Raw genomic sequence first — 22,366 nt, forward strand, 5'->3', positions numbered from 1 at the left:
TTCCGGGCCGTGACCCGCGCCCCTTCTCGCCACGGAAAGCCTCGTTCCGCTGCGAAACGCTTGATAGACCGGCTGGTGGACGCCCGCCGCAGGACGCTGCCGGCGCTCGTGCTGGTGGCGGCCCTGCTGGCCGCCGCGGGCTTCGCCGCCCACCAGTGGCTGGCGGAGCCGCCCGCACGGCAGAGCGCCGAGTCGGCGAAGCCGAAGCGCGGGAACGGCGCGGACTCCGTGCCCACGCTGTCGGTCTCCGACCTGCTGGCGGAGGACGGCGAGGACCCCGACGCCGATCCGTACGCCGAGGAGCGCCTGCGCGAGGCGGCTCCGGAGCACCTGGAGTCGGTGAGCTGGAGCGGTGACTTCCTGCGGGTCTACACCGACCTCGACGAGGGCGATACCGAGCATCCCGCCGCGCGCAAGTTGTGCGAGGAGGCCCTGGGCTATCTGAAGGACACCTACAGCGACACCTTCGAGGACGAGGACCCTGTGGTCTTCGTGCACGCCCGCCGCAGCGGCAACGGGCACGTGGTCCTGGTGAACAGCGTCACCGGCCGCTGCCGCTCGGTCGAGACCCGCTGACGCCGGACGCGTCCGGCGCCGGGCGCGACCGGTGTCAGGCGCGGCCCAGGAGGCGGCGCGGCCAGGAGCGCTTGGGCCCGTGGACGAGCCGGGCGACGAGGCGCCCCGCGACGAGGTAGGCCAGCAGGACGCCGACGGTGTTGAGGATGATGTCGTCGACGTCGAAGGTGCGGCCGCTGACGGCGGTGCCCTGGACGGTCTCGATGCCCAGGGAGACCAGGGCGGCCAGGAGGGTCAGCCGCAGGGGCCCGCGCATGCGGCGCGAGACCATCGGCAGGAGCACCCCCATGGGCGACAGCAGCAGGAGGTTGCCGCCGATCGCGATGGCGGCCTCCTTGACGCTGGGGCGGTCGAGGTAGAACCGCAGCGTCCGGCCGGGCTCGGTGTTGCCGACGGCCCAGCCCCGCGGGTCGGGCACCGGTGTCAGGGTGAAGAGGTACGCCCAGTACGCGAAGACGGCCAGGGCCGCCAGTCCGATCAGCACGGCGGCGGCCCTGGCGAGCCGCCGCCCGATTCCCCGGCCGTTTGCCGGGCCTGTTTCTTCACCTTTGATCCGCACGTCGCCCTCCCCGAGTGCCTATGCCCGGGTTTTCGCCGAAGAAGCGACACTCGGCGTGTGGAGGGGTGTCACGGTCCCTGTCAGGTCTCCTCGAGGCGCAAGGAGACGCTGTTGATGCAGTATCTGTCGTCCGTGGGTGTGGCGTATCCCTCACCGTGGAAGACGTGGCCCAGGTGCGACTCGCACCGGGCGCAGAGCACCTCCACCCGGCGCATGCCCAGGGAGTCGTCCTCCCGCAGGATCACCGCGTCCGACTCGCTCGGCTCGTAGAAGGACGGCCAGCCGCAGTGCGACTCGAACTTGGTCCGCGAGCGGAACAGCTCGGCGCCGCACGCCCGGCAGTGGTAGACGCCCTCGGTCTTGGTGTCGGTGTACTCGCCGGTGAAGGGGCGTTCCGTGCCGGCCTGCCGCAGCACCCGGAACTCCTCGGGCTTGAGGATGGCCCGCCACTCGTCCTCGGTCTTCCGGATCTTCTCCATGCACTCAAGGTACTTGTCCCGGGGCGGGGTCCACAGCCGTCCCGCCCCGCAGAAGGGACCCGTTTACGGACGTCCGAATATGGTCGGTTGTTGCGTCCTCACCCTGGGTAAGGGGCCCGACAGGAAAACTCGGGGGGCGAGTCGGATGGCCAAGGCGACCAGCAGTACGACCAGGAGCGGCGGAGGCGGCAGGAGCACCGCCGGGACGTCGGCACGGACATCGGCGAGGACGTCGGCGCGGAAGGGCGCGCGCGCGGCGGGCGGGACCGGCGGACGGGCCGCGGCCAAGCCGCGCGCCCGCGCGGCGTCGACCGCCGGAACGGCCACGGCCACGGTGCGCAGGCGGACGGCCGAGACCGCGGGGACGGCGGCGTCCGCCGTCGCGAAGGGCGTCGAGAAGGCCGCGGACCGGGCCGACAAGGTCGCCGACGGCGCGCGGCGGAGGTCGCGGAGCGGCTCCGGCGGGATCACCGTGCCGGTGATCACTCCCCGGCTCACCGTCCACCGGCTGCAGATCCCCACCTTCGGGCTCGCCGAGCTGGGCGGGGGCCTGGCCGCAGCCGCGGGGCGGACGGTGTCGGGCAGCCTGCCCCCCAAGGAGCGCCTCGGCTACTACGCGGGACTGGGCGCCCTGGCCGCGGTCGGCGTGATCGAGTGGCCGGTCGCCGCCGTGATCGGCGTCGGCATGGCGATCGCCCGCCGGACGGCCGCCCAGGACCGCGCCGAGCGCCGTCCCGCCACCCGCTCCGTGGCCATGGGGCCGCGCACCGCCGGCACGAAGGGCTGAGAACCGCAGACATGGTGTTCCGCCGCCTCCTCGACACCGCCTCACGGGCGCTGCCGTCGCCCTCCGCCGTGCGCCCGGAGCGGCGGATACGCATCCAGCCGGGCCGCGCCGAGATCGCGGTCCGCGGCGTCCACCTGCCCGGGTCCCGCGAAAGGGCCGCCCGGCTGGAGGCGGCGCTGCACCAGGTCGAGGGCGTGCGCCGGGCGGAGGTCAACGCGGTGCTGGGCCTGGCCACGGTCTTCCTCGACGAGGACGCCGAGATCATGGCCGATGACCTGCACCAGGTGATCGAGGACGCCGAGACCCGCTACGGGTGGCGGGAGGAGGAGTTCTCCGACGCGGTCCGCCCGGGGGACGACCAGGCGATGGCGGTGGAGGCGCTGCTCGCCGGGACCGCCTTCCTGGGCTCCGGACTGGCCCTGGCGGGCAAGGCCGTCCGGGTGCCGCGGCTGCCGTCGATCGTGCCGACCCTCGTGGCGCTGGCCGACACCACCCCCCAGGTGCGCTCGCTGCTGGACCGCGTGGCCGGGCGCCACGTCGTCGACTCGCTGGCCGTCGCGGGCGGCCTGCTCACCCAGGTGCTGGCCCAGCAGCCGATGGGGCTCGCGGTGGAAGGGGCGCAGCGGCTGCTGCGGCTCAGCGAGGCGTACACGCACTGGCGGGTGTGGAACACGGGGTTCGACGCGCTCGACGCGCTGCCCGGCTCCCACCGCGCCCCGGCGCACGCGCGGGCTCCGCGCCCGGTGCCCCTGCCGCCCGGTCCCGTGGAACGGCTCGCCGGACGCACGCCGTACGGCCTGATCCTGACGGGAGGGGTCTGGGCGGCGACCCGCAGCCCGCTCCGCGCCCAGGGCACGCTGCACTCGCTGGTGCCCAAGGCCGCGTTCGCCTGCCGTGACGCCTTCGCCGTGCACTTCGCCCGGGTCGCCTCGGGCCGTGACATCCCGGTCGCCGACCCCCGCGCCCTGCGCAGGCTGGACCGCGTGGACACCGTCGTCATCGACGCCGACGCCCTGCGCACCGGCGAGTACACCCTGGAGGAGATCATCCCCCTGGTGGACGGCCTGGACCTGTCGGACCTGGACGGGCGGGCCCGCGCGCTGCTGGACCCGCGCCGTCCCCGGGCCAGGCGGAGCGGGGACGGCTGGTCGGTGGCCCCGCTCCGCTCCGCCGAGGCGGCGGCGCTGGAGGACGAGCGGGTCGGGGCGTGCGCCGCCCGCGGCGGCGTGCTGGTCGCCCTGCGGTCGAAGGAGCGGCTGGTCGCGGCCCTGGTGCTGGTCGAGGGGCTCGACCCCTACAGCGAGATGTTCGTGGCGGCGGCCGGCCGGGTCGGCGAGGTCCAGCTGGCCGGCCGGGGCCGCGGCCTGGAGCGGCGGCTGCCGGTGACCGGGCGGCTGCCCGGCGCCGACCTGACCGCCGTGGTCCGCGGCCTGCAGGCCGAGGGCCGCGGGCTGACCATGGTCTCCCGCCGCCACGGCGAGGTGCCGGCCGCCGCCGACGTGGGGGTCGGCCTGCTCGACCACGCGGGCGTCCCGCCGTGGGGCGCGCACGTGTTCTGCCGCCTGGACGGCGCCTGCCTGGTCACCGACGCGGTCACGGCCGCCCGCGACGCCGCCCGGCGCGGCGCGCGGATCGCCTCGATCGGCTGCGCCACCGCGGCGACCGCGGCGCTGGTCGTGCGCCAGGACCTCGCCTTCGCCCGCGCCCGGCTGGTCATGGACGGCACCCGCCTGGTCGCTCTGGGCACCGGGATCTGGACGGCGGCCCAGCTCACGCGGCGGCCCGCGCCCCATCCCCTGGACCGCACCCCCTGGCACGCCTGGCCGGTCGGCGCCGTCCTGGACCGGCTGGGCTCGTCCCGGGAGGGGCTGCCCGCGCACGAGGCGGAGAAGCGGCGGACCGCGGCCTCCGCGGAGGAGCCGCCCGAGGAGGCGGGCCTGCTGCGGCGCACGCTCCAGGAGCTGGACAACCCGCTCACCCCGGCCCTGGCGACCGGCGCGAGCGTCTCGGCGGTGATCGGCTCCGCGGTGGACGCCGGGCTGATCGGCGTGGTGCTCGGGCTCAGCGCGGTCATGTCGGGCGTCCAGCGGGTCGCCGCGGACCGCGCGGTGCGCCGGCTGGTGGAGCGCGTCTCGGTGCCGGTGCGGCTGCGCAGGCCGGAAGGGGAGCAGACCGCCGCCGCCGAAAGGCTCGTCTCCGGCGACGTGATCATGCTGGCGGCGGGGGACATGGTCCCGGCCGACTGCCGGGTGGTGTGGGCGGCGGGCCTGGAGGCCGACGAGGCGAGCCTCACCGGGGAGTCGCAGCTGGTCGCCAAGACCGCCGAGCCGGCGATGGCCGGCGCGGTGGCCGACCGCACCTCCATGCTCTACCGGGGCACCAACGTCGCCGCCGGCGAGGCGATCGGGGTGGTGGTGGCCACCGGGGCCGGCACCGAGATCGACCGCACCCTCGCCCTGGTCACCGGCGCCTCCCGGCCGGGCGGGGTGGAGTCGCGGCTGGAGCAGCTCACCAAGGTGACGCTGCCGACCTCGCTGGGCGCGGGCATGCTGCTGCTGGGCGCGGGGCTGCTGCGCGGCAGGGGGCTGAACGCGGTGCTCGGCTCGGCGATCGGCCTGGCCGTGGCGGCGGTGCCCGAGGGGCTGCCGTTCGTGGCCACGGCGGCCGAGCTGGCGACGGCGCGGCGGCTGTCCCGCCAGGGCGCGCTGGTGCGCAGCCCCGTCACGATCGAGGCGCTCGGCCGTGTCGACGTGCTGTGCTTCGACAAGACCGGCACCCTCACCGAGGGGCGGCTGCGGCTCGGCATGGTCTCCGACGGCGTCCAGAGCCACACCGCGGACGAGCTGCCGCCGGGGCTGCGCGAGGTCGTCGCGGCGGCGCTGCGGGCCACGCCCGAGGGGAAGCGGCTGGCGCACCCCACGGACGTGCCGCTGGCCAAGGCCGCCGCGCGGCTGGACGTCGGCCGCGAGCTGGGCGCGGCGGGCTGGCGCCGGGCCGAGGAGCTGCCCTTCGAGCCGGCCCGCGGCTACCACGCGGCCCTGGGCGAGGGCGGGGAGGGGCCGCGGCTCAGCGTCAAGGGCTCGCCGGAGGTGGTGCTGGAGGCGTGCGCCACCTGGGCGCCGGAGGGCGAGCCGGAGCCGTTCGACGAGACGGCGCGCAAGACCGTGCTGGGGGAGCTGGAGCGGCTGGCCGGGCTCGGGCACCGGGTGCTGGCCGTGGCCGAGGGCCTGGACCCCGCGAGCGCGGAGCTGCGGGACCTGTGCTTCCGCGGGCTGCTGGGCCTGGCGGATCCGGTGCGGCCCACCGCGGCCCAGGCCGTCGGGCGGCTGACGGCGGCCGGGATCCGGGTGTGCATGATCACCGGTGACCACCCGGTGGCCGCCACGGCGCTCGCCGCCGAGCTCGGCCTGGTCGAGGGCGGCGAGGGCGGGGACGGCGGCCGGCATGTGATGACCGGCGTGGAGCTCGACGCCCTGAACGACGACGAGCTGGCCGCCCGGCTGCCCGAGGCGCACGTCTACGCCCGGATGAGCCCGGCGCAGAAGGTGCGGATCGTCGAGGCGCTGCGCCGCGCCGGGCACGTGGTGGCGGTCACCGGGGACGGCGCCAACGACGCCCCGGCGATCCGGCTGGCCGACGTGGGCATCGCGCTGGGCACCCGGGCGACGCCGGCGGCCCGCGACACCGCCGACATCGTGATCTCCGACGACCGGGTCGAGACGATCGTGGCGGCCATCGCGCAGTGCCGCGGCATGTGGAAGTCCACCCGCGACGCGCTCGCCCTGCTGCTGGGCGGCAACCTGGGGGAGATCGCCTTCACCGCGGGGGCGGGGCTCCTGCTGGGCGGCAGCCCGCTCAACGTGCGCCAGCTGCTGCTGGTCAACCTCTTCACCGACCTGCTCCCGGCGATGGCGCTGGCGGTGCGGGCGCCGGGGGAGACCGCCGAGGAGGCGCTGCTGGCCGAGGGGCCGGAGGAGTCGCTAGGCGAGGTGCTCAACCGGGACATCGCCGTACGGGCCGTCACGACGGCGGTGAGCGCCCAGACCGCCTGGTTCCTGTCCCGGCTGTGGGGCACCCGCGGCCAGACCGACACCACGGCCCTGGTGGCCCTGGTGGCCGCCCAGCTCGTGCAGACGCTGCTCGCGGGCGGCCTGCGCAACCCGCTGGTGCCCGCGGCCTCCCTGGGCTCGCTGGCGGCCCTGGCCGCGGTGGTGCAGACGCCGGGGCTGAGCGGGCTGTTCGGCTGCCGTCCGCTCGGCCCGCACGGCTGGCTGATCGCGCTGGGCAGCGCGACGGCCCTGTCGCTGCTGGCCGCCGTCGTCGAGCGGATGTGGAGAGTTCACCCCGACGTCACCTCCCCGGACGTCCCGGAAGGGGATAATCGGGTATAAAAAGGACAAACAGCCATCCGGAAAGGTTCCCCCACCATGTCCGAATTCCTGTCCTCTCTGCTGAGCAAGGCGCTGATGACGCTGGTGCAGACCCTCGTCAACGAGCTGGCGATGATGATCGTCCGCAGCGCCTACGCCCGCTACGGCCGGACGGCGCCCGCGATGGCCTTCTGAGGCCCTCCGGGCGGGTTCAGCCCAGGATCCTGTCGAGGTCGTAGCCCGCGGGGCGCTCCAGCTGGGCGTACCCGCAGGACTCCGGCGTACGGTCGGTGCGCCAGCGCCGGAACTGCACGTTGTGCCGGAAGCGCCGCCCCTCCAGATGGTCGTAGGCGACCTCGCAGACCAGCTCGGGGCGGAGCGGCACCCAGGAGAGGTCCTTCTTGCCGGTCCATCGGGAGACCGCCCCCGGCATGCGCTCCTCCTCGCCCTGGGTGGCCCAGGACGCCCAGGGATGCCCGGCGAGACCGGGCATGCGGTAGGGCGCCAGCAGCTCCACCAGCGACCTGCGCAGCGCCATGGGGAACGCCGCCGCCACCCCCACGAACTGCAGCCCGCCGTCGTCCCACAGCCCCAGCAGCAGCGAGCCGACGACCGGGCCGCTCTTGTGCCACCGGTACCCGCCCACCACGCAGTCGGCCGTCCGCTCGTGCTTGACCTTGAACATCGTGCGCGCGCCGGGCGTGTAGGGGGCGTCCACCGGCTTGGCGACCACCCCGTCCAGGCCCGCCCCCTCGAACCGGTCGAACCAGCGCAGGGCCTCCTCCCGGGAGGCGGTGATCGTGGTCAGGTGCACCGGCGGGCGGGCGGCGCCCAGCGCCCGCGCCAGCCGCGCCCGCCGCTCGGCGAACGGCAGCTCCAGGAGGGACTCGCCGTCCAGGGCCAGCAGGTCGAAGGCCACGTAGGAGGCGGGCGTCTCGCGGGACAGGAGCGCGATCCGGGACGCGGCGGGGTGCACGCGCTGGGCGAGCGCCTCGAAGTCCAGCCTCCCGCCCCGGCGGACGACGACCTCGCCGTCGAGCACGCACCGCTCGGGCAGCTCCCGGCGGAAGGCCTCCGCCAGTTCGGGGAAGTACCGGGTGAGCGGCCGCCCGCTCCGGCTGGACAGCTCCACCTCGGAGCCGTCGCGGAAGACCACGCAGCGGAACCCGTCGTACTTGGGCTCGTAGGAGAAGTCCCCCTCGGGCAGGGCCGGCACGGCCCTGGCCAGCATCGGCGCGACGGGCGGGCGCAGCGGCAGGTCCATGCTCTGACGATAACCGCGGAGAGGTCCGCGATAACCTGGGGTGATGAGGCGACTCCTGCCAGATCCCGCGACGGAGGTCGACCCCTACGAGGAGTACGGGGTGAGCGGCCCGTGGCTGAGGGTGGGCATGGTCGCCAGCCTCGACGGGTCGGTCACCGACGAGGAGCGCTGGTCCGACGGCCTGGGCGGCCGGGCCGACCAGCGGGTCTTTCGCACCCTGCGGGCCCTGGCCGACGGGATCATGGTCGGCGCGGGCACCGTGCGGACCGGCAGGCTCGGCCCGCCCCGGCTCCCCGCGGCGCTGGCCGCCCGGCGCGACCGCCCGCCCGCCCCGCTCATCGTGGTCAGCCGCTCCCTGGACCTGGACTTCGGCGCCCCGCTGTTCACCGAGGGCGACACGATCCTGGTGACCTCCGACGACGCCAGGCCGCCCGCGCACGTGCGCGCCGTCTCGGCGGGCGAGGGCGACATCGACCTGCCGCTGGCGATCCACCGGCTCCAGGGCGAGCACGGCTTCGGGCACCTCCTGTGCGAGGGCGGCCCGGCGCTGGCCACGTCCCTCCTGGCGGAGGACCTCGTCGACGAGCTGTGCCTCACCATCGCGCCCACCCTGATCGGGACCCGGCACCACACCCGCATGGTCGGCGACCTGGAGCACCGCCGCGACCTGGCGCTCGACGCCGTCTACGCCGACGAGGACGTGCTCTTCCTGCGCTACCTCACGGGCCGCCCGCGCCCATGACCCGGCCGCCGCGCCGCCGCGCCCACCAGACGAGCGCCGCGGTGCCCGCCAGCAGCCACGGGACGTTCCCCGGCCAGGCGACGGCGAGCAGGCCCAGGAAGCCGGAGGCGTGCCAGAGGGCGGTCTGCAGGAGCGCGCTGTTGCCGAACGGCGTGTCGAAGCCGGACAGGAACTGCAGGGGCATCACGCCCCGGTAGATCCCGGCGAGCGCCGCGGCGGCGGAGGCGGGCAGGCAGGCCGCCGCCCAGAACACCCCCGGGTCCGGTCCGCCGAGCAGGGTGAGCACCCCGGTCCAGGCCAGCGTCGGCACGGCCGCGACGAGCAGCGGGGCGAGGCCGTGCGCGAGGGCCAGGCCGCCGGGGGAGTGGAGGAGGTAGCGGGTCCTGCCCGGCACGGCGGCGCAGGAACGCGCGCCTTCCATGAGCCCGCCGACCGCCAGGTACATGCAGAAGGGGCCGGCGGCGGTGATCAGCGTCCGCAGCGAGAGGGGCAGCCCCTCCGTCTCCGCCCGCGCGCACAGCAGGGACGGCCCGAGCAGAAGGCAGGCGCGGACGAAGGCCGGCCCGTCGCGCAGGATGCCCAGCATGTCCCGCCAGGGCACGAGCAGCCGCGGGTCCCGGGGCGGCGGGAGGGCGCGGCGGGCGGAGAAGCCGGCCTTCCGGGCGTCGCCCAGCGAGGCGCGGAACCAGCCCGCGTCGGTGAGCCACAACCCGCCGCGCACGCCCGAGGCGAGCTGCGCGCCGGACCGCAGCCCCCGCGGATCGAGCGAAGGCAGCCGTCCCCGTGCGGCCGCCGCGGTGGCCAGGGCGAGGAACGCGAGCAGGGCCAGGGCGGGCAGCCGGTGCCGGTCGAGGAGCAGCAGGCTCGCCCATCCCCAGGGCCCCGACCACAGCACGGGCTCCACCGAGCCGTCCGGGACGCGGCCCGTCCAGACGAGCCCCGCCAAGCCCGCCAGAAGGAGCAGGGAGAGGTAGAAGAGGGGGCGGATCCTGTCGAGGATCCGGCCGTCGGCCAGGAGCGTCCCGGCCCCGGAGGCGAACACCCCCAGCAGGGCTCCGGCCGCCCCGGCCTGGACGAGGAGCAGGCCCGCGCCGTCCGGTGCGGCGAGCACGGTCCGCCACAGGAGCGGCGGGAGCAGCAGGCAGCCGACGGCCCAGAGAGCGGCCGAGAAGCCCGTCGCGCGCAGCAGGAACGGCCGCAGCACCGCCTCCCGGGAGAGGGGCAGCGGCAGCACCCAGTCGATGAAGGGCACGCTCACCCGGACCGGCCCGCGCAGGACGGCGTCCTGCAGCACCGCCCACAACGCGATGAGCACCACCGCGACCAGCGCGAGCGGGAGCACGTCGGGCGTCTGCGCGGGGAGCGCCGGCAGCGGCGCGGAGCTCCGCAGCGCGTTCTGCACCGCCGCCGCCACGGGGGTCACGGCGAGGAGGGCGGCCAGCACCGCGGAGTACACCCGGTAGAGGAGGTCTCCCCGGCTCCCGGCCGGCCGCGCCCGGCGGACCAGGTCCCGGACCTCCCGGAGCGGGGCCGCCGAGCCGGCCTCAACCATGCGCCGCCCCACCGCCGACGTCCACGATCCGGTCGGCCGCCGCATGGACCAGCTCCTGGCTGTGCGTGGCGAACAGAACGGCGGTACCGGCGCGCTTCCGCTCGTTGAGCACCTCGCCGAGCCAGGTCCGAGCCGCCCCGTCCAGATGCCTTTCCGGCTCGTCCAGCACGAGCAGCTCCGGCTCCGGCGGCAGCAGCAGCGCCGCGATGCCCATCAGCTGCCGCAGCCCGCTGCTCAGCTTGTACGGGCTGAGGTCGCGGTGCCCGCCGAGCCGGCAGGACTCCAGGACCTCCGCCACCCGCTCCTCGGCCGAGCGGCCCAGCCCGTGCCCCACCGCCACCAGCAGCAGGTGCTCGCGCACGCTCAGCTCGGGGAAGTAACTCACCTCGTCGAGCACCAGCACCCGCCGCCGGAACCGGGGGTCCTCCGCCCGCGGCGGCCCTCCCAGGACGCGCACCGTCCCCTCGTCCGGCCGGTCGTCACCGCACACGATCCGCAGCAGCGTCGATTTCCCCGCGCCGTTGGGCCCCGTCAGCGCCGCCCCTTCGCCCGCGGCCAGGGTCAGGCTCACGGGCCCGACGGCCTGGCCGGGCCCGTACACGCGGACGAGGCCGTCGCACTCCACGATCATCGGAGCGCACCGCCCGGGAAGACGTACATCCGGACATCCTGGCAGAAGCCGTGAGATGGCCGTGCCGCCTTCGCGGCGGCGCAAACCTTGATCACCTGGCCATCACAGGTCAGGGGGGAGGACTTGATCTTGGGGAAGGGGCATATGGGATCTTCGTTGTGACACTTCCGCACAGTGTGTAAAGGAGTATTGCCGTGAAAAAGGCGTCTTTCGCCATTTCTGTCTCTCTTGTGATGGCCTTGGGGGTCGGTGCTCCGGCCGAGGCGGCGGAGCCGACTTTCGCGGAGAAGGCCGAGAAGGCCGCGAAGGCGGTCGATCCCAGCCTGCGGCAGAGTGAGAAGGACTCGCGGAGGAGCCGGTCCGTCCTCGACCCGGACCAGGAGCTCAAAGAGGAGTCCGTGACGTTCCGCGCGAACGGCAAGGTCGTCGCCGTCACGCGTGCGGTCGGAGCGGTGGCGCCGGTGAACGGGGAGACCGTGGTGGGCCGCTCGAAGCAGCGGAAGGCCGTCAAACGCGCGCGCGTCGGCACCCGCAAGGTTTTGATCTACACCACAGGAGAGAGCGGTCCCGGGCTGACCGTCGCCACCTGGAGTGAGCGGACGGGGGTGAACTACCAGATCGCCTCCCGCGGTCCGCTCAGCCGGAGCGAGCTGATCGCACTGGTCAAGGCGCTGCCCGCCGACGACACCCGGCCCTCCCGCAAGGCGCGCCGCGCCATCAAGGCGGCCCCGCGCGCCGTCCCGCGGTCCGAACCGGCGCGGCGCTCCACCAGCAACCTGTTCGTGGACGGCGCGGGAACGCCCACCGACGACTTCGGCAACGAGGCCAACCTCTGCAGCGGCTGCTCCTACTCCACCGGCAACTACGTGTGGCTGTGGCAGCGGATCCTGATGGCCGACGCCTACCTCCAGGGCAGCCTCGACTGCTCCTTCGGCTCGCTCACCGCCGCCGGCACCAAGAACTGGCAGAAGAGCCTGGGGCTCACCGCGGACGGGATCGTGGGCGCGGGAACGCGGAACGCGGCGGACGACTTCCTCATAGACATCGGCGGAACGACCGTCCGCTACGTGGGCGTCTCGCAGAACATCCTCTTCGATCGGCTCACCAGCGGCTACGCCTACTACTACGGCAGCAAGAAGGTCACCTACAACACCACGACCCTCTGCTGAGACGGCAGTGAACCCCTGGGGCGAAGGATTCCCGAGGGATTTTCATGACAACCTTCCGATCTCCGCGAACGTGTAGTGGGTGTGAGCGGCGGGAGGAGGTCGCGTGGACGAGGCCGAGGCCGATTTCACGAGGTTCGTGCGGGAACGCGGGGCGGGTCTGCTCCGGTTCGCCACCGCGCTCACCGGTGACCGGTACCGGGCCGAGGACCTCCTCCAGGCGGTCCTGGAACGCGCCTACTCCCGCTGGTCGAAGATCTCCCACCGGGGAGACCCGGAATGGTACGTGCGCAGGTCGATCGTCAACGCGGCCAAGGACGGATGGCGCGGCGACCACCGCAGGAACGCGGTGATCGCGCGGCTGGGGACCGAGGACGAGGGCGTCTACCTGCCGTTCGACGAGTACGTGACGCGGGACGCGGTGCGCCGGGCGCTGCGGGGGCTGTCCCCCGGGCAGCGCACCGTGGTGGTGCTGCGGTACTGGGAGGGCCTCAGCGAGGCCGAGACCGCCGCGCTGATGGGCGTCTCCGTCGGTACGGTCAAGAGCCAGGCCCATCGTGCGATGAAGGCGCTGCGGACCTCCCTGGAGCTGGTCGAGGAGCCTCTCGCCGGACACGCCGGGAGGCGGTCGTGACCCCTGAGGAACGCCTCGCGGAGATGATCAGGGACTGCGTGGACCACGAGGTCCTCGACGTGACGCTGCCCGCCGGGTTCGCCGAGCGGATCGCCGCGCGGGCGCACGGGCGGCGTCCGTGGCGCTCGCCGCGGATCCAGTGGTCGATCGGCCTGGCCGCCCTGGCCACGGCGGCCGCCATCACGGCCGGGGCGGGCCTGCCCCGGCCGCCCGCCGACCCTCCCGTCGCCGCGGAGCCCGCCGCCGAGCCGCGGGAGCTCGACGGCAGGGTGCGCATCGAGGAGTTTCCGCAGGCGGCCGACGAGGGGTGGGTCCAGTCCGACCCCCGCGAGGACCGCCAGGTGTGGACGACCGTGCGGCGCCTGGAGGGGCACCGGCACCCCGTCCGGGTCTACGTGTTCAGCGGCGACGTCACGCTCGGGGGCATCGCGTCCGAGTACCGCGACACCGCGAAGGCGGCCGGATGGCGGTCGGTGCCGTCCGCCTCCCGAGGCGAGGCGGTGACCTGGACCGAGGTCGGGCGCCGCCATGTGGTGCTCCAGTCGGAACCGGGACTGGTGGTCTATGTCGTGACGGCGGACGTCGACCTCGCGTGGTCGGTGCGGATAGCGGAGGGGGTGAGCGTCCGATGATCAGCAGGATCCACTTCACGCGTCGCTAGGTCCGACGCGGCATCCGTGAGACGGGCGGCCCGTGCCGCCGAGGTGGTGGGCCTCGGCGGCACGGGCCGCCCGCCGGACGTTCAGGGGTGGGACGTCCGGGCCGTGGCCAGATTGGCCATGAACAGCGTGGTGCAGCCGTCGACGAGCGCCTCGCGGGTGCTCTCCAGGTCGCCCTGGAGCCAGGCGTTGAGGGTCTCGGCGAAGCCGCCGACGATGAACCGCGCGGCGAGCATCAGCTCGGGCGAGACCTCGTGGCCCGCGGCGCGCCCCGACATCAGGTCGGTGAACATGTGGGAGGTGTCGAGCCTGCGCCGCATCAGGGCGGGGCTGGCCATCGCCTCGGCCAGCACCAGCCTCCCCTTGCGCGGATCGTCGCCGAAGTGGTCGACGATGGTGGTGATCACCGCCCGCACCCGGTCCCGGGTGTCCTTGGGCGCGTCCAGCAGGGCGGTGACCGAGGCGTCCCGCAGCTCGGCGACGACGGCGTCGTAGACCTCGATGACGAGGGTGTCGAGATCGGCGAAGCTCTCGTAGAAGTACCGGGGGGTGAGCCTGGCCCGCTCGATCACCCCCCGGACCGTCGTGCCGTGCAGACCGGCGGTCCCCAGCAGGTCGAGACCGGCTTCCATGAGGCGGGCACGGCGCTCGGCCACCCGCACCTCCGCGCTCGCGCCGCCGTAGGAACGCCGCAGCTTTGGTCCGGAATCCATCCCCATATCCTGGCAGAAACCGTAGGAGAAGTGGGAAGACAGCCGAACCGGAGCGCCGGTTACAGGATCGCGCCCGGGGCGTAGGACGCGGCCTCCGGGTGGCGCTTGGCCAGATCGTCGACCCGGGCCACGACCGCGGAGACCTGGGAGGCGGCGGCGCCGGTGAAGGACAGGCGGTCGGCCATGAGGGCGTCGAGTGCGGCGCGGTCGAGCGGGAGGCGGGGGTCGGCGGCGAGCCGGTCCAGCAGCTGGTTCTCGGCGGCGCCCTGCTCGCGCATCGCCAGCGCCGAGGCCACGGCGTGCTCCTTGATGGCCTCGTGCGCCTCCTCGCGGCCGACGCCGGCCTTGACGGCGGCCATGAGGACCTTGGTGGTGGCCAGGAACGGCAGGTAGCGGTCGAGCTCGCGGGAGACGACGGCGGGGAACGCGCCGAACTCCTCCAGGACGGTCAGGAAGGTCTCGATCAGGCCGTCCGCGGCGAAGAACGCGTCGGGCAGCGCGACGCGGCGCACCACCGAGCAGGAGACGTCGCCCTCGTTCCACTGGTCGCCCGCCAGCTCCGCCGTCATCGAGGCGTAGCCGCGCAGGATCACCATGAAGCCGTTGACGCGCTCGCAGGAGCGGGTGTTCATCTTGTGCGGCATCGCCGAGGAGCCGACCTGGCCCTCCTTGAAGCCCTCGGTGACCAGCTCGTGCCCGGCCATCAGCCGGATGGTCTTGGCCAGCGAGGAGGGGCCCGCCGCCGCCTGCACCAGCGCCGAGACCACGTCGTAGTCCAGGGAGCGCGGGTAGACCTGGCCGACGCTGGTGAAGCCGTTGCCGAAGCCGAGGTGCTCGCTGACCCGCTGCTCCAGCTCGGCGAGCTTGGCGGAGTCGCCGCCGAGCAGGTCCAGCATGTCCTGGGAGGTGCCGACGGGGCCCTTGATGCCGCGCAGCGGGTAGCGCGCGATGAGCTCCTCGATCCGCGCGAACGCCACGAGGATCTCGTCGGCCGCGCCCGCGAACCGCTTGCCGAGCGTGGTGGCCTGCGCCGCGACGTTGTGCGAGCGCCCCGCCATGACCAGCTCGGAGTACTGCGAGGCCAGGGAGGCCAGCCGCACCAGCACCGCCACGAGCCGGTCCCGCACGTGCTCCAGGCTGAGGCGGATCTGCAGCTGCTCGACGTTCTCGGTCAGGTCGCGGGAGGTCATGCCCTTGTGCACGTGCTCGTGCCCGGCCAGCGCGTTGAACTCCTCGATCCGCGCCTTCACGTCGTGCCGGGTGACCTTCTCCCGCTCCGCGATGGAGTAGAGGTCCACGTCCTCCAGCACCCGCTCGTAGTCGGCGAGCGCCTCCTCGGGCACCTCGATCCCGAGCGCCGCCTGGGCGCGCAGCACGGCCAGCCACAGCCGCCGCTCCAGCACGACTTTCTGCTCGGGCGACCAGAGGGCGGCCAGCTCCGGCGAGGCGTACCGGCCGGCGAGGACATTGGGGATGCGAGGCTTGACAGTCACGTTCCCCGATCCTATCCGGCCTGGTGGGCCCCGCCTGAGCCCGGGCCGGCCGATCCTCGCTTCGCTGCGGTCGGCCGGTCCGCGCGCGGGGGTCCGGGGGTCGCCCCCCGGATGCTCACGCCGCCAGGACCTTGCGGGCCAGGCGGGCGCGGTGCCAGGCGGGGGTGCCGAACAGCTGGGCGGAGCCGTGGGCGCGCTTGAAGTACAGGTGCGCGGCGTGCTCCCAGGTGAAGCCGATGCCGCCGTGGAGCTGGATGGTCTCGGCGGCGCACGTCTGGAAGGCCTCGGCGCAGTAGGACTGGGCCATGGCGGCGCGCTCGGCCAGGTCCGGGGCGTCCTCGGCCAGGGCGCGGGCGGCGTCGTGGCTGAGGGAGCGGGCCGCCTCCACCAGGACGTACATGTCGGCGAGGCGGTGCTTGATCGCCTGGAAGGAGCCGATGACCCGGCCGAACTGCTCGCGGGTCTTGACGTACTCCAGGGTCAGTTCCAGGCAGCGCTCGGCGCCGCCGAGCTGCTCGCCGCTCAGCGCGACCGCGGCCACCGCGAGGAGGCGCTCCAGGACGGCCTCGCCGTCGGTGCTGAGCAGGGCCGCGGGGACGCCGTCGAAGGTGACGCGGGCCTGGGGGCGGGTCTGGTCCATGGGGACGAGGGCCTCGACGGACGCCGCGGCGGCGTCGGCGACCTCGAACAGGGCCAGGGAGCCGTCCAGCAGGGCGGGGACGACGAAGAAGTCGGCCTCCGCGCCGTCCAGCACGAACTCCTTGGTGCCGTACAGCCTGCCGTCGCGGACCTCGGCGCGGATCGCCGCCGGGTCCCAGGTGTTGTTCTCGGCCCAGGCCAGGGCGCCCTTGGCGGCGCCCTCGGCGAGCGCGGGCAGCCGGTCGTGGGCGCCGGCGGCCAGCAGCGCCTGCGGCACCAGGATCGCCGAGCTCAGGTACGGCACGGATGAGGCGGCGCGGCCCAGCTCCTCGCAGATGATCTGGGCGTCCGCGAGGGTGCAGCCGATCCCGCCGTGCTCCTCGGGGACGGCGAGGCCGAACGCGCCGAGCTGCTCGGCCAGGATGGCGGCGGCGTCGTCTCGCTGCAGAGCCGAGCGCACCGTGGCGCGCAGTTCTTCCTGCTCTTCAGGGGTCATGGGACGTCCTCCGTCGGGGTTTCTCGGGTTTTCAGGAACGCTTCCGCGCCGCCATGGCGCGAAGCTCGGGCTTGACGACCTTGCCGCCGGGGTTGCGCGGCAGGGAGTCCACGACGTGGAAGTGCCGCGGGACCTTGAAGTTGGCCAGGCGCTCGCGCAGCCAGGCGGTGAGCTCGGCGTCGTCGATGGGGGCGCGGGTGGTGAGGAACGCGGCGCCGACCTCGCCGAGCCGCTCGTCGGGCACGCCGATGACGGCGGCCTCCACGACGGCCGGGTGGGTGACGAGCACGCCCTCGATCTCGGCGGGGTAGGCGTTGAAGCCGCCGACGAGGAACATGTCCTTGAGCCGGTCGGTGATGGACAGGTAGCCGCGCTCGTTGAGCACGCCGACGTCGCCGGTGTGCAGCCAGCCGTCGGTGTCGATGGTCTCGGCGGTGGCCTGCGGGTCGTCGAGGTAGCCCTGCATGACGTTGTAGCCGCGCACGAGGATCTCGCCGGTCTTGTCGTCGATGCGGATCTCGGTGCCGGGGAAGGCGGGCCCGGTGGTGGTCGCGACGGTCTCGGCGTCGGTGCCGGGCGGGCACATCGAGACGAAGCCGCACGCCTCGGTCTGCCCGTAGGCGGTGACCACGGTGGGGATCCGCAGCTCGTCGCGCATCCGGCGGATGAGGTCGACCGGCACGTTCGCGGCGCCGGTGACGCCGATGCGGACGGCGTGGTCGGGGCGGTCGGGCAGCTCCAGCAGCGAGAAGAAGATGGTCGGCGGCCCGGCCAGCACGGTGATGCGCTCGGAGATGATCACGTCGATGGCCCGGCGGAGGTCGAAGACCGGCTCGGGGTACATCGTGGTGCCGTTCAGCAGGCAGACGACGATGCCCGCCTTGTAGCCGAAGGTGTGGAAGAACGGGTTGATCAGCAGGTAGCGGTCGCCCGGCTCCAGCTGCACGTTCTTCGCCCACTCGCTGCAGACGCGGACGTTCTGGCCGTGGGCGGTGAGCACGCCCTTGGGCCGCCCGGTGGTGCCGGAGGTGAAGATGATGTCGGAGATGTCGTCCGGAGAGACGACGGGCAGCTCCGTCTCCTCGGCCTCGAACTCCTCGTCGATCAGGACCGTCCACTTCAGGTCGGGCAGGTCCTCGCCCGCCAGCAGCGCCGGGTAGTCGACGCCGAGGAAGCCCTTGACCGTGTAGAGCGCGACGGCCCCGCTGCGGCGCAGGATGTCGGCGGCCTCCGGGCCCCGGTAGCGGGTGTTGAGCGGCACGAGCTGCGCGCCGGCCATGGACAGGCCCAGCGCCTGGACGATCCAGTGCCTGCTGTTGGGCGCCCAGACGCCGACCCGGTCACCGGGCCGGATCCCGCGGGCGACGGCGGCGTGAGCGGCGCGGCGGACCTCGGCGGCGAGGTCGGCGAAGGTCCAGCGGACGTCGCCCTCCACCAGGGCGTCACGGTCGCCGAAGGTGGCGGCGGCGTACTCGACGAGCGCCGGGAGCGTGTTCGGGGCCATCCGGTCTTCTCTCCTTAGCGGGCGGGGACGGGGGATTCTCATCCTGCCGGTGGGGTGCGGGTCTGCCGTGCCCGATCTCACTGAGAGGGAGTACCGCTCACTTATTCTAACAACTGTTTGGTAGAGTCCCCGGCATGAAAGAAAGCCCTGAGGACAAGGCCTTCCGCGCCGAGGTGCGCGCCTGGCTCGCCGAGAACCTGAACGGTGAGTTCGCACACGCCAAGGGCCTGGGCGGTCCCGGACGCGAACACGAGGCCTTCGAGATCAGGGCCGAGTGGGAGCGCCACATGGCCGCCCACGGCTGGACGTGCGTCGGCTGGCCCGTCGAGCACGGCGGCCGCGGCGCCACCGTGGAGCAGCAGGTCATCTTCCACGAGGAGTACGCGCTGGCCGACGGCCCCGCGCGGGTCAACCACATCGGCGAGAACCTCCTCGGGCCGACCATCATCGCCTTCGGCACCGAGGAGCAGAAGAAGCGCTTCCTGCCGCCGATCGTCGCCGCCACCGAGCTGTGGTGCCAGGGCTACTCCGAGCCCAACGCCGGCTCGGACCTGGCCAACGTGCAGACCCGCGCCGTCCTCGACGGCGACGTGTGGAAGGTCTCCGGGCAGAAGGTCTGGACGTCGCTGGCGCTGGAGTCCGACTGGTGCTTCGTGGTCTGCCGCACCGAGCCCGGCTCCTCCCGCCACCACGGGCTGTCGTACCTGCTGGTCCCCATGAAGCAGGACGGGGTGGAGATCCGGCCGATCATCCAGATCACCGGCACCAGCGAGTTCAACGAGGTCTTCTTCGACGACGCCGTCACCGACGCCGCCCACATCGTCGGCGCGCCCGGCGAGGGCTGGAAGATCGCGATGGCCACCCTCGGCTTCGAGCGGGGCGTCGCCACCCTCGGCCAGCAGGTCGGCTTCCGCCGCGAGTTCGAGGGCGTCGCCGAGCTGGCCCGCAAGACCGGCGCGATCGACGACCCGCTGCTGCGCGACCGGCTCACCCGCTCCTACATCGAGCTCGAGGCGATGCGCCTCAACGCCGTCCGGATCATGGAGGGCGTCGCCGCCGGCGCCCCCGGCCCCGAGTCGTCCATCTCCAAGCTGGTCTGGGGCACCTGGCACCGCGACCTCGGCGAGATCGCCATGGAGGTGCTCGGCGCCGCCGGGATGCTCGCCCAGGGCGAGCCCTACGACCTCGACGACTGGCAGCGGCTGTTCCTGTTCTCCCGCTCCGACACCATCTACGCCGGCTCCAACGAGATCCAGCGCAACATCATCTCCGAACGGGTGCTGGGCCTCCCGCGCGAAGCACGGCCGTAGGGGCGGGTCCATGTGCGCACGACGGCGCGACGCCGAGGGCACGGCGGCGACCCGGGCGTCGCGGAGGGCCGAGCTGCTCTCCGCGATCGCCGGGGTCTTCGCCGACCGCGGCTACGCCGCCACCACCGTCCGGGAGGCAGCGGAGGCCGCCGGGATCCTCGGCGGCAGCCTCTATTACCATTTCGACTCCAAGGAGTCGATGGTCGACGAGATCCTCTCGACGTTCCTGGGCGAGATGTGGGCGGACTACGAGGAGGTCCTCTCCTCCGGTCTGGACGCCCCGCAGACCCTGCGGGCGCTGGTGCACTCCTCGTTCCGGAGCATCGAGAAGCACCGCGCCGCCGTCGTCATCTACCAGAACGAGTCCCGATACCTGGCGCAGGCCGAGCGCTTCCAGTACCTGACCGCCTCCCAGGAACGCTTCGAGAGGACCTGGAAGGGCGTTCTGGAACAGGGCGTGGCCGAAGGCGCCTTCCGAGCCGACCTCAACACCGGGCTGATCTACCGCTTCATCCGGGACACCGTCTGGGTGGCCGCCACCTGGTACCGGCCGGACGGGAAGTTCGACGCCGAGGAGATCGCCCGCCAGTACCTCGCCATGGTCCTCGAAGGACTGCAGGCGGACTGACCTATCGTTTCGTTTGTCGTGAGTCGTTAAGGAGACCCCCATGGCAGAGGCCTACATCGTCGACGCCGTCCGTACCCCCGTGGGCCGCCGCGGCGGCTCCCTGTCGGGCGTGCACCCGGCGGACCTCGGCGCGTACGCGCTGAAGGCGCTGATGGAGCGCACCGGCGTCGACCCGTCCGCGGTCGAGGACGTCGTGTTCGGCTGCGTCGACAACGTCGGCCCGCAGGCCGGCGACATCGCCCGCACCGCGTGGCTGGCCGCCGGCCTGCCCGAGGAGGTCCCGGGCGTGACCGTGGACCGCCAGTGCGGCTCGTCCCAGCAGGCCGTGCACTTCGCCGCCCAGGCCGTGCTCTCGGGCACGTCCGACCTCGTGGTCGCGGGCGGCGTGCAGAACATGTCGCAGATCCCGATCTCCTACGCGATGCTCGCGGGCGAGCCCCTCGGCTTCACCCAGGGCCCGTTCGTCGGCTCCAAGGGCTGGGTCGCCCGCTACGGCGACGGCGAGGTCTCCCAGTTCAACGGCGCCGAGATGATCGCCGCGCAGTGGGACATCTCCCGCGAGGAGATGGAGGACTTCTCCTACAACTCCCACCAGAAGGCCATCCACGCCATCGACAACGGCCACTTCGCCCGCGAGACCATCGAGGTCGAGGGCCTGGCCCAGGACGAGTGCCCGCGCCGCGACACCACCCTGGAGAAGATGCGGGGCCTGAAGACCCTGGTCGAGGGCGGCCGCCTGACCGCCGCGGTCTCCTCCCAGATCTCCGACGGCTCCGCCGCCCTGCTGATCGCCTCCGAGGAGGCGGTCCGCACCCACGGCCTCACCCCGCGCGCCCGCATCCACCACATCAGCGCCCGCGGCGAGGACCCCATCCGCATGCTGTCGGCCCCCATCCCGGCCACCGCGTACGCGATGAAGAAGACCGGCATGACCATGGACCAGATCGACGCCGTCGAGATCAACGAGGCGTTCGCCTCCGTCGTCCTGGCCTGGCTGAAGGACACCGGCTACGACCCCGCCAAGACCAACCCCAACGGCGGCGCCATCGCCCTCGGCCACCCCCTCGGCGCCACCGGTGCCCGCCTCATGACCACCCTCCTGCACCACCTCGAGCGCACCGGCGGCCGCTACGGCCTCCAGACCATGTGCGAAGGCGGCGGCCAGGCCAACGTCACCATCCTCGAGCGCCTCTGACGCTCCCCCCGACGAGAGGAGGCAGTCCTGGCGCGGGGACTGCCTCCTCTTCCTTTTCCCGGCCGGCCGCGGGAGGCCGCGGCGCACGGGTCACGCGGGTTCGGGGGCGGGGTCCGGGTCGGGGTCCTCTTCGAAGGGGATGCCGCGGAGGTTGAGGAGGAGGAGCAGGGCGCAGCTGCCGAAGAGGGCTATGTCGGCGATGTTGCCGACGAAGGGGCCGTAGTCGATGAAGTCGACGACGTGGCCGCGGGCGAAGCCGGGGTCGCGGAAGAGGCGGTCGAGCAGGTGGGAGAAGGCGCCGCCCAGGAGGGCGCCCAGGACGACGGTCCAGGAGGCGGTGCGCAGGCGGCGGCCCATGAAGAGGATGACGGCGACCGTGACGGCCGCCGTCAGGGCGAAGATCCAGGTGGCGCCGGAGCCGATGGAGAAGGCGGCGCCGGCGTTGTAGGTGAGCCGGAGCTGGATCAGCTGCGGGATCACCGTGATGCGCTCGCCGTCCCCCAGGGCCGAGACCGCCCAGTACTTGGAGGACTGGTCCACCAGGAGGACCGCCGCGGCCAGGGCGAGCATCCACAGATAACGCCGCGTTCCCCGTCCGGTCTCCCGCGTGCTCTGTCCGTCCGGCATTCCTGATCCCACCATCCGCAGCTTCTTGCACCGAAACCACTGAGATTAGTCCGATCGGTGGACTCCGCCGACGGGAAGCGCCGTGTCCGGGCCGCGCGAGCCGGGCGGAGGGCGGGATCAGGGCATGCCGGTGCCGACGATCACTCGAAGTCGTCGGGGCTGAAGTCCTCGGGGTCGTGCCGGCCCCGCCGCTCCTCCTCCGGGAGTTCCGAGGCCTCCTGGGGCTCCCGCCGTTCGGCCGAGGACTCCCCGCTCGCGCCCTTTTCACGATTCTCGGACTCTTCTCGTCGTCGTTCTCCCATGTCAGCTCCCCCCGTGAATCAGGACCATCCCTATCAAAGC

The 22,366-nt window shown here is 73.5% G+C and carries 22 protein-coding genes; 11 read left to right on the forward strand and 11 right to left on the reverse strand.

Going from position 1 to position 22,366, the window contains the following annotated elements; all coding sequences use genetic code 11:
• Positions 1-60 precede the first annotated feature (60 nt).
• A complete protein-coding gene (locus ABD140_RS05455) occupies positions 61-576 on the forward strand; it encodes a hypothetical protein (RefSeq protein ID WP_344237373.1) in 516 nt (171 codons plus the stop codon).
• Positions 577-610: 34 nt separating this feature from the next.
• Here the strand turns inward: ABD140_RS05455 and ABD140_RS05460 are convergent, their stop codons facing one another.
• Complete coding sequence (locus ABD140_RS05460; RefSeq protein ID WP_344237375.1) at positions 611-1,060, reverse strand: VanZ family protein; 450 nt, start codon at positions 1,058-1,060, stop codon at positions 611-613.
• Positions 1,061-1,215: 155 nt separating this feature from the next.
• Positions 1,216-1,614 carry a peptide-methionine (R)-S-oxide reductase MsrB gene (msrB, locus tag ABD140_RS05465; protein ID WP_344237377.1) on the reverse strand — a complete coding sequence of 133 codons (399 nt, stop codon included), beginning with the start codon at positions 1,612-1,614 and terminating at the stop codon, positions 1,216-1,218.
• Positions 1,615-1,759: 145 nt separating this feature from the next.
• Here msrB and ABD140_RS05470 point away from each other — a divergent pair, with 145 nt between their 5' ends.
• The 3 genes from ABD140_RS05470 to ABD140_RS05480 are packed head-to-tail and all read left to right on the forward strand — an operon-like array spanning position 1,760 to position 6,966.
• The gene (locus ABD140_RS05470; protein ID WP_344237379.1) at positions 1,760-2,401 is read left to right on the forward strand and encodes a hypothetical protein; all 642 of its coding nucleotides are present in this window, start codon (positions 1,760-1,762) and stop codon (positions 2,399-2,401) included.
• 11 nt (positions 2,402-2,412) lie between these two features.
• A complete protein-coding gene (locus tag ABD140_RS05475) occupies positions 2,413-6,792 on the forward strand; it encodes an HAD-IC family P-type ATPase (protein ID WP_344237381.1) in 4,380 nt (1,459 codons plus the stop codon).
• Positions 6,793-6,828: 36 nt separating this feature from the next.
• Positions 6,829-6,966, forward strand: coding sequence for a hypothetical protein (locus ABD140_RS05480; RefSeq protein WP_344237383.1), 138 nt, complete (start codon positions 6,829-6,831; stop codon positions 6,964-6,966).
• A 16-nt stretch (positions 6,967-6,982) separates the two neighbouring features.
• Here ABD140_RS05480 and ABD140_RS05485 read toward each other — a convergent pair whose 3' ends face one another.
• A complete protein-coding gene (locus ABD140_RS05485) occupies positions 6,983-8,035 on the reverse strand; it encodes an ATP-dependent DNA ligase (protein WP_344237385.1) in 1,053 nt (350 codons plus the stop codon).
• Between the two features lie 43 nt (positions 8,036-8,078).
• Here ABD140_RS05485 and ABD140_RS05490 point away from each other — a divergent pair, with 43 nt between their 5' ends.
• The gene (locus ABD140_RS05490; protein WP_344237387.1) at positions 8,079-8,777 is read left to right on the forward strand and encodes a dihydrofolate reductase family protein; all 699 of its coding nucleotides are present in this window, start codon (positions 8,079-8,081) and stop codon (positions 8,775-8,777) included.
• On the opposite strand, the gene ABD140_RS05495 is transcribed toward ABD140_RS05490, so the two are convergent.
• Both ABD140_RS05495 and ABD140_RS05500 read right to left on the reverse strand, forming a co-directional pair.
• Complete coding sequence (locus ABD140_RS05495) at positions 8,755-10,374, reverse strand: hypothetical protein (protein WP_344237389.1); 1,620 nt, start codon at positions 10,372-10,374, stop codon at positions 8,755-8,757. The two genes, ABD140_RS05490 and ABD140_RS05495, sit on opposite strands and share 23 nt — an antisense overlap.
• Positions 10,322-10,960 carry an ATP-binding cassette domain-containing protein gene (locus ABD140_RS05500; protein WP_344237391.1) on the reverse strand — a complete coding sequence of 213 codons (639 nt, stop codon included), beginning with the start codon at positions 10,958-10,960 and terminating at the stop codon, positions 10,322-10,324. Before ABD140_RS05500 ends, ABD140_RS05495 begins: the two co-directional genes overlap by 53 nt.
• A 233-nt stretch (positions 10,961-11,193) precedes the next feature.
• Between ABD140_RS05500 and ABD140_RS05505 the strand changes: the two genes are divergently transcribed.
• The 3 genes from ABD140_RS05505 (at position 11,194) to ABD140_RS05515 (ending at position 13,392) form a co-directional block, all read left to right on the forward strand.
• Positions 11,194-12,129, forward strand: a complete 936-nt coding sequence (locus tag ABD140_RS05505; RefSeq protein ID WP_344237393.1) for a peptidoglycan-binding domain-containing protein — start codon at positions 11,194-11,196, stop codon at positions 12,127-12,129.
• Positions 12,130-12,232: 103 nt separating this feature from the next.
• Entirely contained in the window at positions 12,233-12,760 is a 528-nt protein-coding gene (locus ABD140_RS05510) for a SigE family RNA polymerase sigma factor (protein ID WP_344237395.1), read from the forward strand.
• Positions 12,757-13,392, forward strand: a complete 636-nt coding sequence (locus ABD140_RS05515) for a hypothetical protein (RefSeq protein WP_344237397.1) — start codon at positions 12,757-12,759, stop codon at positions 13,390-13,392. Before ABD140_RS05510 ends, ABD140_RS05515 begins: the two co-directional genes overlap by 4 nt.
• 110 nt (positions 13,393-13,502) lie before the next feature.
• Here ABD140_RS05515 and ABD140_RS05520 read toward each other — a convergent pair whose 3' ends face one another.
• The 4 genes from ABD140_RS05520 to ABD140_RS05535 form a co-directional block, all read right to left on the reverse strand.
• Positions 13,503-14,132 carry a TetR/AcrR family transcriptional regulator gene (locus tag ABD140_RS05520; protein WP_344237399.1) on the reverse strand — a complete coding sequence of 210 codons (630 nt, stop codon included), beginning with the start codon at positions 14,130-14,132 and terminating at the stop codon, positions 13,503-13,505.
• Positions 14,133-14,191: 59 nt separating this feature from the next.
• Positions 14,192-15,625: an adenylosuccinate lyase gene (gene purB, locus ABD140_RS05525; RefSeq protein ID WP_344237400.1), complete on the reverse strand. Its 1,434-nt coding sequence runs from the start codon at positions 15,623-15,625 to the stop codon at positions 14,192-14,194.
• Between the two features lie 115 nt (positions 15,626-15,740).
• Positions 15,741-16,760 carry an acyl-CoA dehydrogenase family protein gene (locus ABD140_RS05530; RefSeq protein WP_344237401.1) on the reverse strand — a complete coding sequence of 340 codons (1,020 nt, stop codon included), beginning with the start codon at positions 16,758-16,760 and terminating at the stop codon, positions 15,741-15,743.
• Positions 16,761-16,791: 31 nt separating this feature from the next.
• Entirely contained in the window at positions 16,792-18,264 is a 1,473-nt protein-coding gene (locus ABD140_RS05535) for a FadD3 family acyl-CoA ligase (protein WP_344237403.1), read from the reverse strand.
• A 134-nt stretch (positions 18,265-18,398) separates the two neighbouring features.
• Between ABD140_RS05535 and ABD140_RS05540 the strand changes: the two genes are divergently transcribed.
• The 3 genes from ABD140_RS05540 to ABD140_RS05550 are packed head-to-tail and all read left to right on the forward strand — an operon-like array spanning position 18,399 to position 21,397.
• Complete coding sequence (locus tag ABD140_RS05540; RefSeq protein WP_344237405.1) at positions 18,399-19,574, forward strand: acyl-CoA dehydrogenase family protein; 1,176 nt, start codon at positions 18,399-18,401, stop codon at positions 19,572-19,574.
• A 10-nt stretch (positions 19,575-19,584) separates the two neighbouring features.
• Entirely contained in the window at positions 19,585-20,202 is a 618-nt protein-coding gene (locus ABD140_RS05545; RefSeq protein ID WP_344237407.1) for a TetR-type transcription factor C-terminal domain-containing protein, read from the forward strand.
• A 40-nt stretch (positions 20,203-20,242) separates the two neighbouring features.
• Complete coding sequence (locus ABD140_RS05550; RefSeq protein WP_344237409.1) at positions 20,243-21,397, forward strand: acetyl-CoA C-acetyltransferase; 1,155 nt, start codon at positions 20,243-20,245, stop codon at positions 21,395-21,397.
• Positions 21,398-21,487: 90 nt separating this feature from the next.
• Here ABD140_RS05550 and ABD140_RS05555 read toward each other — a convergent pair whose 3' ends face one another.
• A complete protein-coding gene (locus ABD140_RS05555) occupies positions 21,488-22,039 on the reverse strand; it encodes a signal peptidase II (RefSeq protein WP_344237411.1) in 552 nt (183 codons plus the stop codon).
• Between the two features lie 125 nt (positions 22,040-22,164).
• A complete protein-coding gene (locus ABD140_RS05560; protein WP_344237413.1) occupies positions 22,165-22,326 on the reverse strand; it encodes a hypothetical protein in 162 nt (53 codons plus the stop codon).
• Positions 22,327-22,366: the final 40 nt, after the last annotated feature.

Origin of the sequence: Actinocorallia libanotica, from assembly GCF_039525175.1 — a bacterium.
GTDB lineage: Bacteria > Actinomycetota > Actinomycetes > Streptosporangiales > Streptosporangiaceae > Actinocorallia > Actinocorallia libanotica.